Source organism: Pseudomonas sp. F2, assembly GCF_057174385.1.
In genome coordinates this window covers 1,517,226-1,530,046 of the sequence record NZ_CM169904.1, presented here as the reverse complement: position 1 = coordinate 1,530,046, position 12,821 = coordinate 1,517,226, and the positions used below count along the sequence as shown (strand labels likewise).

Sequence of the window (12,821 nt, the reverse complement as noted above, 5' to 3'; positions counted from 1 at the left end):
CCTCGTATGCTTCTACCGCATTGGATCAGATCAGTGTGGCTTGACCCTCTGATGATGCGTCCCCCTAAACGTCGAAACATTCGGCAATCGGTACCAAGACACCGACAGATGGGCACAGATCGCTTGCGTGCATTCACGCGCGATCATCGACGAGTAATACGACGTTCAATGAGTGATTCTACGGCGACAAACACCGGCAACTGGTACGCAGTCATTGCCCTGGCATTGGCCGCGTTTGTGTTCAATACCACCGAGTTTGTGCCTGTCGGGCTGTTGAGCTCGATCGGCAGCAGCTTCGACATGTCGACGGCGCAGGTCGGTTTGATGCTGACCATTTACGCGTGGGTGGTGTCTCTGACGTCGCTGCCGATCATGCTGCTGACGCGCAACGTCGAGCGACGCAAACTGTTGCTCGTGCTGTTCGCAATGTTTATCGCCAGCCACATTCTATCGGGTCTGGCGACCAGCTTCGGGGTGCTGCTGGTGAGCCGGATCGGCGTGGCGCTATCGCATGCGCTGTTCTGGTCGATCACCGCTTCTCTGGCCGTGCGCCTGGCTCCGCCGGGCAAGCAGGTTCAGGCGCTGGGCTTGCTCGCAACCGGTACTTCACTGGCGATGGTGCTGGGCATTCCCCTCGGCCGCTTGCTGGGGGAGGCCATGGGCTGGCGCACCACGTTCATCGTGATCGCGGGCTTCGCGGCAGCGCTGGTGTTCTGTCTGGCGAAGGTGCTGCCGTTGCTGCCCAGCCAGAACTCGGGCTCGCTCAAGAGCCTGCCTATATTGCTGAAGCGACCTGCGCTGGTAGCCGTTTATGTGCTGACAGCTCTGGTGGTGACTGCACAGTTCACCGCCTACAGCTACATCGAGCCGTTCGTACTGACCGTGGCCAACATGAGCGGTGAGGTGGTGACGCTCCTGCTGTTGTTATTCGGCGGCGCCGGCATTTTCGGCTCGCTGCTGTTCAGCTATTTGCACAGCTATAACCCGCAACGTTTTCTGATCATCTGCGTATTGGTGCTCGCCTTGTGCCTGGCGTTGCTGTTGCCGTTCAGCGGCAACGTCTCATACCTCGGCGTGTTGAGTGTGTTCTGGGGCATGGCGATCATGGGCTTCGGGCTGGCGCTGCAGTCGAAAGTCCTGGTGCTGGCGCCGGACGCCACCGACGTGGCGATGGCGCTGTTTTCCGGGATCTACAACATCGGCATCGGCGGCGGGGCACTGGTGGGCAGTTGGGTCGGCAGCCAGTTCGGCTTTGCTTACGTCGGGCTTGTCGGCGGGATGCTGGCGGCGTTGGCGTTGGCGTCTTACTGCGTGTCGATCTATCGCATCAGCCGGCCGAGGACTTGAGCCTTTGGCTGCCTGCTTAATGTGCGGGCAGCTCAAGGCTGTCAGGATCCCCGAAAAACATCTGAATCCGCGACCGCAACCAGCGCTCCCCTGGATCGTTGTCCTGCGATCCACGCCAGGCCATGTGCAGCTCAAACGTGCGCGTCGGCAACGGTGGATCTTCTGCGCGCACACCGCCCGCCGCCGTCAGCGCATCCGCCGTGTAATCCGGCACCGTCGCAACGATGTCGGTACCGGCCAGCAACGTGCTCAAGCCGTTGAACTGCGGCACGGCCAGCACCACGTGGCGCTTGCGCCCGAGTTTTTCCAGCTCTTCATCAATGAAGCCACTGAGGTCGCCGGCGAACGACACCAGCGCGTGCGGACGCGCGCAGTAATCGTCGAGACTCAGTGGGCCGGGCACGGTGTCGGCGCGCAGCAGCTTCGGCTGGCTGCGACGCAGCACCTTGCGTTTGGCGTTGGCCGGCAGGTCGGTGGTGTAGCTGACGCCGATGGAAATTTCGCCGGAGGCCAGCAGGCTTGGCATCAATATGTAGTTGACCCGGCGCACGACGAGGACGATCCCCGGTGCTTCGGCGCGCAGGCGCTTGAGCAGCATCGGCAGCAGGGCGAATTCGACGTCGTCGGACAGGCCGATGCGAAATACCGAGGTGCTGGTGGCGGGGTCGAATTCAGCCGCGCGGCTGACAGCCGTTGAAATCGAGTCGAGCGCCGGGGAGAGCAGGGCGAAGATTTCCACGGCGCGGGCGGACGGTTCCATGCTGCGTCCGGTGCGCACGAACAACGGGTCGTCGAACAGGCTGCGCAGGCGCGAGAGCGCCGCACTGATCGCCGGCTGGCCGAGAAACAGCTTCTCGGCGGCACGGGTCACGCTGCGTTCGTGCATCAACGTTTCGAATACGATCAACAGGTTCAGGTCGACACGACGCAGGTCATTACGATTCATCTGGAGTCCTGGCAGAGTCATCAAGCTTGACGAGAGCGACCATATGAGAACAATGGCCGGCATGAATATTACGGGGAAAGGCTGGTACTCTGCACCGCTAAATTCAGCTTTACCGAGCCGGTTGCGGCATTTTTTCATCGATTTTGCCAATGCCGTTCATACTGCGGAATCAATGACAGGCATGTCGACTATTAATAGCCACTGATAGTCTTGGGTCAAAAGCCCAGATAGAGTTCAGGGCATTAGAGGTTACTTTGACGAGGTTTGCGATGTCCCGCACGATCCGTTTTCACAAGTTTGGTCCGGCCGAGGTGCTCAAATGCGAAGAGCATGCGGCCGCTCAGCCAGGTCCTGGCGAAGTGCAGGTGCGTGTCGAAGCGATCGGCATCAGCTGGTATGACATTCTCTGGCGTCAGAACCTGGCCTCGTCCCAGGCACGCTTGCCGTCCGGTCTCGGCCATGAAATGGCCGGCGTGGTCACGGCGGTCGGTGACGGTGTCGACGACCTGTCGGTTGGCGACAAGGTGGCCAGTTTTCCCGCCGAAAGCCCGAACGACTACCCGGTCTACGGCGAGCAGATCGTATTGCCACGAACCGCGCTGACTCGCTATCCGGACGTGCTCAGCCCGATCGAAGCCAGCGTGCATTACACGCCGCTGTTGATCGCCTATTTCGCCTATGCCGATCTGGCGCGGGTCAAACCCGGGCAGTTTGCCCTGGTCACTGATGCCAGCCATTGCGCCGGTCCGTCCTTTGTCCAGTTGGGCAAAGCCATGGGGGTGCGGGTGATTGCCGCGACGAAAACCGCAGATGAGCGTGAATACCTGTTGTCGCTGGGTGCCGAGAAAGTCATCGTCACCGAGGAAGAAGATCTGTTGATGCGAATCAACAAGATCACCGACAACCGTGGTGTCGATGTGGTCTTTGACGGTCTCGGCGGCCCGCAGATGTCGTTGCTCGGTGATGTACTTGCGCCGCGTGGCAGCCTGGTTCTGTATGGCCTGCAAGGCGGTAATCAGACACCATTCCCGGCCTGTGCGGCCTTTCAGAAGAACATCCAGTTCTTTGTGCACTGCATCGGCAATTTCACCGGCAAACCCGAGCTCGGTATCACTCAGGATCACGTCGCTTTGCAGCGGGCCCTGCGTGACATCAACCAGCTCACCGCCGACCGCGTATTGCTGCCGCTCAAGACTCGGGTTTTCCCGTTCAACGAGTTCGTTGAAGCGCATCGGTACATGGACGAATGCCCATGCCGCGAGCGGGTTGCCCTGCAGGTCGAACCCGCGTAACCCCCCCTCCGATCAGAGTCCGTGGCCCCACGGACTCCAGCGTGTTGCGCCCTTGCCATCACAACAGTTGCCGGATTCAGTGCCTGGCCGTCTGTGCATCTGAACCGGTTTTTGCTCGCGACCTGTATCTTTTAATCGCCCTCCAGGCCCTGATAATTGAATGATTACTTTCATCTCAAGGAATGAGCCATGTCTGTGCATTCTGTTATTTATTCCGTGTTTAATTTTATCTCGAGAACGATGCGTCGGTTTCTGTTTAATCGGTGTAGGGTCTTTCCTATCGTTGTTCTGCTTTTCTTGTACTCAAAGTTCGTGGGACGTTGTAAGAAGTTTCCTCAGATATTTTTCTCTCAGATAAAACCCAATGTAAACAATGGGTTGCGTCACTTTGGATGGTGTCTCTGCCAGCGTCTTGGGTACATGTGTTTCAAATAACTTCAAAATCATAAGTGTTAGTATTTGATCGTCTATTACTTATTGATGAATTTATCGCGCCAGTGTCTTCATTGATGCGCGATATGAATTTTTTACGCCGGGTAAAGTACTGATGAGCACGATCCATGATCAGGCAATGAACTATGTCTACCAGCAAGTACTGCAACGTTTGCTGAGTTTCTTTTCCAGAGCCGAACGCACTGCACTGCAGCTCCTGATCCAGCGGCTGATGGTCGCCGCCGGCGGAGCGGAACGCATGGGTGACTACAAGGTTCTGGTGACCCCCTCCGGTACTCGCGACAGCTGCTATACCCTGGCGTTGCTGCGTGCCGCTCAACTGAGTATCGCCGGCCGCGCTCCGGCCACTTTCAAGTTGCGTGTCGCCATCCTGCGCAGCGGCGGCATGGGCGGTGCCCCACTCGACAATCTGCACCGCAGCTTTGCTGCACTGTTTCTTTACGATGACCCGCGGGTCGAATTGCTGATGGTGGATCACCGTCAAGTACTGCCGTTCAATCACCTGAAATCACCTGACAAGGAGAGTGCGGACGCCAATCGCATCAATCTACTGATGATGGGGCACCGCCGGGCGAGGGACGAGCAGCTTGAATTGTGGGACGACGTTTGCCTGGCGCGGGCCGAGTTTTGCGGCCAGATTGCCCGCTGGAACAATGGAGTTGACGCCTGGGTTGCCAGTGAGTCGCCGCGGCGCCAGAAGCAATTCATCAATGATCTCGCGCGAGCGGTGCAGAAAGCCGGCCTGGAGGCTCCGCCATCCAATGCCGTTTCATTCGATGATTTGTTCGCGATTCTCGACGGCCTGGGGGGGGATCTGTATCGCGGTCTTTACGCCGAATCCGAACTATTGCGCTGGCGTCCCGAAGACGGATTCGAGTCGTGCCGTCGCACTACATTCCTCGATATTCACGACATGGCAGTGGGCAAGCTGGAGGAGCGCTGGCCGTTGCTTAGCGAGTTTCTCGGGTTTCAGGCGGAGGAATGGGTGTTTCATCAGGGCGAAGGTGAATACGCCGATCCTTTGATTGAGGCTCATCTTCGCGGTCTTGAGGCCGAGTTCATTGACGGAAGCGGTTATGAATGCGGTTTTGCGGAACATGTTCAGCGCATGCTGGTAAGAATGCAGCAAATGCAGGTGCCGGATCCGGTTTGTGAACAGATGATCGCGAGGCTAGGGTTACAGCAGACTGAGGTATTGCGTGAAGCGGCGGCAACAGCTTTGCACAAGACCTATGGTCTGAACGAAGCGCAATGGGTGTGTTTGCTGTTCACGCCGTTCATCGAACGAGGGGCCGGGCTTGAACGGTTTCTGCGCAGCTGTCATCCCGGCATGTTGGTGGCATTGCCCGATTTGCACCGGGCAATGCAAGGGCTGCACGGCCCCGAGCAAGTGTTGCAATGGATGACGGATGTCAGTGGGCTGCCAGTCAGTCTGATCGGTCATCTCTATGCCATGGAGCCGTTGCCGATCCGTGGTGCTGGCCGGTCGGCAGGAGAGGCGGCGGATGCTGGTAATGCCGACACCGGTGTGAGTAGCCGGTCAGCGGAGCGCTGAGGTGAGCGATGCATCTTTCAGGACCCCCGTCGTCCCGGCATCGGGATCATGAGGGTTGTACGAGAGCCTGGTTTCGCTTATCAGGCCGTCTATCGTTACCTGATGCGATTGATGGCGGAGACGGCTGGTGATGACAACACCAAGCTACCTTCGCTGCGTCAGCTGGCAGAGCGTCTGAACGTGTCGATTTCGACCATTCAATACGCTTATTCGTTGCTGGAGAAGGAAGGGCGGGTCTATTCAGTTGCCAAGTCCGGGTATTACGCACGGGCATCAGCAGGGCTGTCGTCTCCAGTTATTGGCAATGACCTGCTTGAAACGCTCTACATCAATACGCGGCGCCCGGGAATGCGGCTGTTGAGCGCCGAAGACCCGGTCTCCGTGCAATCGCTGGACAGCCCGTTGCTCTTACTCGAACGCGAACTGCTGCGGCAATATCCCCGGCAATCAACGCTGGTTGACCAGCCTTGCGGCGAGCTTGAATTACGCGGAGTCGTGGCAGCCCGCTATACCACTTCACCGCAGCAGTGCTGGCACGCCGAAGATGTCTACATCGGTGCGGATCTGCGCGGGGTGCTGGAAATTCTGGTTGCCGTTCTGAAGCTGAAACATGCAACGGTCCTGGTCGAGTCGCCCTGCGACTGGGTCATACTGCGGCTGCTTCAGGCTGCAGAGGTACGCGTAATCGAATTGCCGCTGCAGGCCTGCGGCGGGCTGGAACCGCAGCGCCTGGAAGCGCTGCTCAATACTGAAGATGTCAGGTTGATTGTGCTTTCTTCGGGGTTGTGCATGCCGCGTGGCACACAGGTTCCTGTAGATAATCGCAGCCGCATCGCCGGGTTGCTTGTCAAGCACGGCACCTGGGTGCTGGAAAACGATTGTTATGGTGAACTCAGCGAAGCAATGGACGGCGGGTGCCTGCGTGACTTGCTGGATCCCGAACGGCTGATGGTTTTCTCCACGTTCGAGAAATTCATGGGGATCGAAGCACCTTACGGGGTTGTGTTGTCGCGCCAATGGAAGAGCGAACTACTGCGGCATTTCCTGATGCGTTCGTTCCGACTGTCACCCATCCGCCAGAAAGCGATCGCTCGACTGTATGGAAACGGTCGGATCGATCAGCATCTGCATGTCCTTCGTCGGCTGCTCAGGGAGCGTCGGGCGCCCATGATCCACTTGCTGCGCGAGCGCTTGAGCGATGCACTGCAGGTCGTTGAGCCGCAGGGCGGTGCAACCGTCTGGGTGCGAGCAAAGCGTCCGGTGGACATGCGCGATGTATTTCAGCGCCTGCTCAGACAGCAGGTTCTGATCGCGCCGGGAGAGCTGTTCAGTTTGCAGGGTTTGCACCGTCGGCATCTGCGTCTGAATCTACTGGATCAGGGGGAAACCGGCTTGAGCGGGGCGATTGCAATGCTCGGGGATGCATTGCGCCTGGCTGCTGTGGAATGAACGTTGGAAAGCGTCGGATAGATCCCGTCGCGCTGCGGTCAAACTGCCAGTAAACTGCGCTGTATTTCCTGAACCACTCTATTTCAGAGGTTTTGCATGACTATCAGTCCTTTTGCGGGCAAACCGGCACCGGCAGAATTGTTGGTCGACATCCCGCGACTGGTAACGGCTTATTACACCGGCCAACCGGACGCTTCGATTTCCACCCAGCGTGTGGCGTTTGGTACTTCCGGGCATCGGGGCAGCTCCTTTGACCTGAGCTTCAATGAGTGGCACGTTCTGGCGATCAGCCAGGCGATCTGCCTGTACCGCGAAGCACAGGGCATTGATGGCCCGTTGTTTGTCGGTATCGACACTCACGCACTGTCGACCCCCGCCGGAGCCAGTGCGCTGGAGGTGCTGGCAGCCAACGGCGTGACCGTGATGATCGCCGAAGGTGACGAATACACGCCGACGCCGGCGGTTTCGCATGCAATTCTCTGCTACAACCGTGGCCGTACTTCTGGCCTGGCCGATGGCATCGTCATCACGCCGTCGCACAACCCGCCACAAAGTGGTGGCTACAAATACAACCCTACCAATGGCGGCCCGGCCGACACCCATATCACCAAGTGGATCGAAGCCAAAGCCAATGAACTGCTGGCCAACAAGCTGGCGGGTGTCAAACGCATCAGCTACGAGCAGGCGCTCAAGGCGAGCACCACGCACCGCCATGACTACCTCAACACCTACGTCGCCGACCTGATCAACGTGATCGACTTCGATGCCATTCGTGGCGCCAAATTGCGCCTGGGTGTCGATCCGCTGGGTGGAGCAGGGGTGCGTTACTGGTCGGCAATTGCCGAGCATTATCGTCTTGATCTGGACGTTGTTAACAAACAGGTCGATTCGACGTTCCGTTTCATGACGGTCGATTGGGACGGTCAGATTCGCATGGACCCATCGTCCAGCCATGCGATGCAAGGTTTGATCGGTCTCAAGGAACGTTACGACGTGGCGTTCGCCTGCGACCCGGATCACGACCGTCATGGCATTGTTACGCCTTCAGGCGGTCTGCTGGCACCGAACAACTATCTGGCGGTATCCATCGATTATCTGTTCCAGAACCGCCCGCAATGGCGCGCCGACGCTGCCGTGGGTAAAACCGTGGTCAGCAGTGGCCTGATTGATCGTGTGGCCAAGCGCCTGGGTCGGCGCTTGTATGAAGTCCCGGTCGGCTTCAAATGGTTTGCCGATGGACTGTTCGACGGCTCATTGGGTTTTGGTGGCGAGGAGAGTGCCGGCGCTTCGTTCCTGCGCAAGGATGGCGGCGTCTGGAGCACCGACAAGGACGGCCTGATTCCAGCTCTGCTGGCGGCTGAAATGACTGCGCGTACCGGTCGTGACCCAAGCCAGGCCTATCACGCTCTGACCGATGAGCTGGGCGAACCGTTCTCGGTGCGCGTCGATGCCAAGGCCAACCCTGAGCAGAAAGCCCTGCTGAGCAAACTGTCGCCGGAGCAAGTGACGTCGACCGAACTGGCGGGCGAGAAGATTCAGAGCATTCTCAGCCATGCGCCGGGCAACGATCAGGCCATCGGCGGTTTGAAGGTGATGACCGAAAACGGTTGGTTCGCTGCACGTCCTTCCGGCACCGAAGACATCTACAAGATCTACGCCGAAAGCTTCATTGGCGACGACCACCTGAAGCAACTGGTGGCTGAAGCGCAAACGCTGGTGGATGGTGCAATCAGCACCAAGTGATCTTCAGGGAGGTGAGTTCTTCCTGTGGCGAGGGGATTTATCCCCGATGGACTGCGTAGCAGTCCGCTCCATTGAAAAGACGGCCGCTTTGCGGTCTATCGGGGATGAATCCCCTCGCTACAACAAAAGGGCGACTGTAATGGTCGCCCTTTTTTTGCCTGCAAATCAGCCGATCAAGCCAGATCCACCAAAACGATTTCGCTGTCTTCGAGTGCCGTCACCGTCAGCACCGCCTCCTGCTCGACGGCAACGCCATCTCGAGCTTGTGCACGCAAGCCATTGACTTCAATCAGGCCGGTGGCGGGCACCAGATACGCACGGCGTCCTGCATCCAGTTGATATTCCGCGGTTTCTCCCGCCTTGAGATTGGCTGCAACCAAACGCGCATCGGCGCGAATGCGCAAGCTCTGATCATCGCCTTCTTTGCCGCTGGCCAGGGTGACAAAGCCTTCGCGCTGACCTTTGGGGAACGGTTTGGCACCCCACGATGGCGGCGCCCCGGTTTCCGTCGGCAGAATCCAGATCTGAAAGATTCGGGTCTCCTTGTCTTCCAGGTTGTACTCACTGTGCGCAATGCCGGTACCGGCGCTCATGACCTGTACGTCGCCGGCTTCGGTACGGCCCTTGTTGCCGAGGTTGTCCTGGTGGGTAATCGCACCTTCACGCACGTAGGTGATGATTTCCATGTCGCGGTGCGGATGTAACGGGAACCCGGTGCCGGCGGCGATCACGTCGTCATTCCACACCCGCAGATTGCCCCAGTTCATGCGTTGCGGGTCGTAGTATTCGGCGAAGGAAAAGTGGTGATGGGCATCCAGCCAGCCGTGATGAGCGCCGCCCAGCGTGTTGAAAGGTCTGAGTTCAAGCATGATCGTCTCCTCAAAAGGTCCGTCATGGGGCGTAACGCCAGAGCCACGAAGCGAGACCGTCGGTTAATGACGGGCATCATCCATCAGTCAATCATCGATAAAAAGCGTAAAAAGTGCGGCATTCTCATCGAATCCGTTGATGGGAAGCTGGCTCGAAACGATCTCACCCCACTTTCATTTCATCGCCTAAACCTATGAGCTGTAAGCATTTCGCTAGAACTCAGGGGCAAATAAAGACACCATAGCCCCCAACAGCCTCACACACTGGAGCCCCTCAGCGTGGCGCAACACACTCCCGATCTGCCTCCCGAACTCCGTCCACTGGCCGAGATGCCATGGTTCAAGCGTCTGGCCGCGCGTTTCTTCGGCCACGGCCTGACGCGCTTGCGCGCTCAACACCGCGCGTCATGGTTGCATGGTCAGGCTGACGGCTTTCGCAGTGGCCACACCGCTGGTGTGGAGTACGGCTTCAAGGAGGGCAAACTCGAAGGCCTGGAGGAGGGTCGGCAAGTGCTGTTGATTCGTGACAGTCGCAGCACCGAACATCGTCCGCCGAACGTGGACAATCATTTGTTCGACGACTGGCGCCTGCCCCTCAGTGCCGAGCTGAAGAAGCGTATGAAGGCCGATGTGGCGCGCTTGCTGCCCGAACATGCTCAGCCAAGCGCCGCGCAATGGAAAATGATTTTCAGTGATACGCCTTCGACCTCGGTGATTGCCGGTGCCGGAGCGGGCAAATCGACGACGCTGGTACTAAGGATTCTGTTGCTCACTCACTACCTGGGCTTTGAACTTGATTCGATGACCGTGGTGACCTTCACCCGCGAGTCTCGCAAGGACTTCATCAACAAACTGATCGAATTGTTTGCGCTCTGGGGTTTAGCCCTGAGCCTGAAACAGGCGCGGGAACTGGTGCGCACCTTTCACTCGCGGATTCTGCCGATGGTGCGCAGTCTGCCGGGATTTGAGCGCTTGCAGGCGTTCGAGAACCTCAGCGACCGAATTCAGGGTGCTGACGAAGAGGTCGACAGCAATCCATTCGATTTGCGGATCAACGACGCTCAGCGCCGCCAGCTCAATGCCTGTTACCACCGGTTGTTCACGGAAGACGAGCGTTTCCGTCAGCTCATTCAGCCGTTGGCCAAGGCGGGTTTGCAGCTCAAGGAGCTGGAACGCGATCACCCGGACGTGCAAAAGCGCATGGCGGTGACAGAGTTGGCGGCCAAGCGCGATGAAGAGCTGTGCGATGCCATCGAAGACTTGTGGTTTCGCGCAGGCGCCTGGCCGATCAAAGGCATCGAGCCCAGCCGGCAGACGTTCGAGATCAACGGTTCGACCTTTCACTGCCATGGCTACATTCCCAGCCTCGATGCCTGGGTGATGCTCGGGTTCGATCCTCGGGAAAACCCGCAGATCTGCCGACCCAACGCCAGGCTCGGAGTGCGCGCCGAGTGGGCAGTCAAGCGCACCCTGTTTCAAGCTTTCTGTCGTAAGCCATTGATTTGGTTGGATAGTTACGAAGCTTCGAAGCGGGTCTTGTCGACGTTGGCAGGCGACGCGAGCGCCGGTCCAGGCTTCGATTACAAGGTCAAAGGTGAGCTGGTTTCGGCGCCGCTGCTGGACTGCTTTGTCGCGGCGGCCGGCTTCATCGAAAACCTCGGGCTGGACGTGCCGGACGCTGTCGGCCGGATGAGTTTCGCCAAGGACGATCCGGACCGGTTCTTCTTCGAGGCGCTGAGCCTGTTCTGGCGTGCCCTGGAGGATCATTTGCTCGATCAGAAGCCGCCGGTGATGACCTATAACCGGATGTTTGCGCTGTTCAGCGAACATTCGCCAGAGAACCTCAAACTGCTCAGTGACGAGCTGCTGCGCCCCATGTCGCACTTGATGATCGACGAGTTTCAGGACGTTTCGCCGCAAATCGTCTCCTGGATTCGTGCCAGTCTGGCGGAAATCCGCAGTCGTGGCCCGGCGATGCATGTTGGGCGGGGCGCACAGCGTTCGTCGTTGCTGTGTGTGGGCGATGACTGGCAGTCGATCTACGGCTGGCGTGGCAGTTCGCCGAGTTATTTCATGGAATTCAACAAGGAATTCCCTTCACCGGGCACTACACGGGTGATGCTCAGCGACAATTATCGCAGTCATCAACACATCATCGATGCCGCTGAACACATCGTCCGTGCGGCGCCGGCAATCCCGGGCAAAAAAGCCAAAGCCAGCGGCGCCCCCAAGGCCTTGTGGCCGGTGAGCGTGCTGGAGCGCGATGATCAGGCTTTGGGGCAGCGCTTGGCCGAACACTATAATCGCGGCGATTCAATCTTGATGCTGTATCGAAAAGGTAGCGATAAGTCGTTGATTGAACAGCATATTCAGTCTGTAGTTAATGTTGATTCGAGCTTGCCGTACGAAGCGCGACGCCTGAAACAGCTGACTTACCACAGTGCCAAGGGACTGCAAGCCGATGCGGTGTTTCTGCTGGGTGACTGCCAGCACCTGACCAGTTCTCCGTACAAGAACCAGGTGTATCGCATGGCCGGCCTGGGCAAGGCTGGCGACAGTGAGCCCTATGACACGGCGCAGAAGGACGAAATATTGCGGCTGGCCTACGTCGGCATCACCCGGGCGGTCAGCCATTGCTATTGGTACGTCGAGCCGCAGGACACTCAGTCAGTCAATATGCCGAGAGCGTCTGACCGGGTGGCCCAAGACAAGGCATTCTTCGTCGATCACCGTAAGCAGCCGCAAACCGCGTGATGCACGCCCGCGCACAAAAAAGCCCGCCGGAACTGGCGGGCTTTTTCAATAAAAACAAAAGCTTAAGCGTAACTCTTGAGAGACTCTGGAGGAATGAAAGTCTCCAGTTCGTCTTCCACGGCTTCAATGATTCGTTCGACATCGGCCGCGTTCATCACCGTGGCGCAGGGAATGCCGGCGATGGCGATCATGGTTTCACCGCTGGCACGATCGAACAGTCGGGCAATCATGCTGCCCGGCGCATCCATCGTCGCTTCAAAACCCATTGGATGAAAATGCCAGCGCATCAACTGGCACGCGTTGGGGAAGGTGACTTTACTGGAACCTTTATTCATGTGTTGCCCGCCTTCTTCATCGAGCGATTCCTTTTGCTCATGCTAGGTGGGAAGAGCCTTCATTGGCTCAACCGGTCA

The 12,821-nt window shown here is 58.3% G+C and carries 9 protein-coding genes; 6 read left to right on the top strand and 3 right to left on the bottom strand.

Annotated elements, in window-relative coordinates:
* Positions 1 to 168: 168 nt before the first annotated feature.
* Positions 169 to 1,347, top strand: coding sequence for a sugar transporter (locus AC193Q_RS06620; protein ID WP_483879319.1), 1,179 nt, complete (start codon positions 169 to 171; stop codon positions 1,345 to 1,347).
* Positions 1,348 to 1,363: 16 nt separating this feature from the next.
* On the opposite strand, the gene AC193Q_RS06615 is transcribed toward AC193Q_RS06620, so the two are convergent.
* Complete coding sequence (locus tag AC193Q_RS06615; RefSeq protein ID WP_145598195.1) at positions 1,364 to 2,293, bottom strand: LysR family transcriptional regulator; 930 nt, start codon at positions 2,291 to 2,293, stop codon at positions 1,364 to 1,366.
* A 269-nt stretch (positions 2,294 to 2,562) separates the two neighbouring features.
* On the opposite strand from AC193Q_RS06615, the gene AC193Q_RS06610 reads away from it, so the two are divergent.
* The 4 genes from AC193Q_RS06610 to pgm all read left to right on the top strand — a co-directional run bounded on the left by AC193Q_RS06610 (position 2,563) and on the right by pgm (position 8,785).
* Positions 2,563 to 3,585 (top strand): zinc-dependent alcohol dehydrogenase family protein, encoded by a 1,023-nt coding sequence (locus AC193Q_RS06610; RefSeq protein WP_047294577.1) that lies wholly within the window; start codon positions 2,563 to 2,565, stop codon positions 3,583 to 3,585.
* 547 nt (positions 3,586 to 4,132) lie between these two features.
* Positions 4,133 to 5,593: a hypothetical protein gene (locus AC193Q_RS06605; protein WP_483879318.1), complete on the top strand. Its 1,461-nt coding sequence runs from the start codon at positions 4,133 to 4,135 to the stop codon at positions 5,591 to 5,593.
* A gap of 48 nt (positions 5,594 to 5,641) precedes the next feature.
* The gene (locus tag AC193Q_RS06600; protein ID WP_483879317.1) at positions 5,642 to 7,042 is read left to right on the top strand and encodes a GntR family transcriptional regulator; all 1,401 of its coding nucleotides are present in this window, start codon (positions 5,642 to 5,644) and stop codon (positions 7,040 to 7,042) included.
* A gap of 96 nt (positions 7,043 to 7,138) precedes the next feature.
* Complete coding sequence (gene pgm / locus AC193Q_RS06595; protein WP_483879316.1) at positions 7,139 to 8,785, top strand: phosphoglucomutase (alpha-D-glucose-1,6-bisphosphate-dependent); 1,647 nt, start codon at positions 7,139 to 7,141, stop codon at positions 8,783 to 8,785.
* A 173-nt stretch (positions 8,786 to 8,958) separates the two neighbouring features.
* Here pgm and AC193Q_RS06590 read toward each other — a convergent pair whose 3' ends face one another.
* Entirely contained in the window at positions 8,959 to 9,654 is a 696-nt protein-coding gene (locus AC193Q_RS06590; RefSeq protein WP_047294568.1) for a pirin family protein, read from the bottom strand.
* A gap of 279 nt (positions 9,655 to 9,933) precedes the next feature.
* On the opposite strand from AC193Q_RS06590, the gene AC193Q_RS06585 reads away from it, so the two are divergent.
* The gene (locus AC193Q_RS06585; RefSeq protein WP_483879315.1) at positions 9,934 to 12,408 is read left to right on the top strand and encodes a UvrD-helicase domain-containing protein; all 2,475 of its coding nucleotides are present in this window, start codon (positions 9,934 to 9,936) and stop codon (positions 12,406 to 12,408) included.
* Positions 12,409 to 12,470: 62 nt separating this feature from the next.
* Here AC193Q_RS06585 and AC193Q_RS06580 read toward each other — a convergent pair whose 3' ends face one another.
* Positions 12,471 to 12,743 carry a DUF1652 domain-containing protein gene (locus tag AC193Q_RS06580; RefSeq protein ID WP_047294563.1) on the bottom strand — a complete coding sequence of 91 codons (273 nt, stop codon included), beginning with the start codon at positions 12,741 to 12,743 and terminating at the stop codon, positions 12,471 to 12,473.
* Positions 12,744 to 12,821 lie beyond the last annotated feature (78 nt).

Bases quoted from the DNA above. Each gene is read 5' to 3' on its own strand.
- AC193Q_RS06580 (WP_047294563.1), bottom strand. From the start codon at position 12,743: ATGAATAAAGGTTCCAGTAAAGTCACCTTCCCCAACGCGTGCCAGTTG.
- AC193Q_RS06620 (WP_483879319.1), top strand. From the start codon at position 169: ATGAGTGATTCTACGGCGACAAACACCGGCAACTGGTACGCAGTCATT.
- AC193Q_RS06615 (WP_145598195.1), bottom strand. From the start codon at position 2,293: ATGAATCGTAATGACCTGCGTCGTGTCGACCTGAACCTGTTGATCGTA.
- AC193Q_RS06605 (WP_483879318.1), top strand. From the start codon at position 4,133: ATGAGCACGATCCATGATCAGGCAATGAACTATGTCTACCAGCAAGTA.
- pgm (WP_483879316.1), top strand. From the start codon at position 7,139: ATGACTATCAGTCCTTTTGCGGGCAAACCGGCACCGGCAGAATTGTTG.
- AC193Q_RS06600 (WP_483879317.1), top strand. From the start codon at position 5,642: ATGAGGGTTGTACGAGAGCCTGGTTTCGCTTATCAGGCCGTCTATCGT.
- AC193Q_RS06610 (WP_047294577.1), top strand. From the start codon at position 2,563: ATGTCCCGCACGATCCGTTTTCACAAGTTTGGTCCGGCCGAGGTGCTC.
- AC193Q_RS06590 (WP_047294568.1), bottom strand. From the start codon at position 9,654: ATGCTTGAACTCAGACCTTTCAACACGCTGGGCGGCGCTCATCACGGC.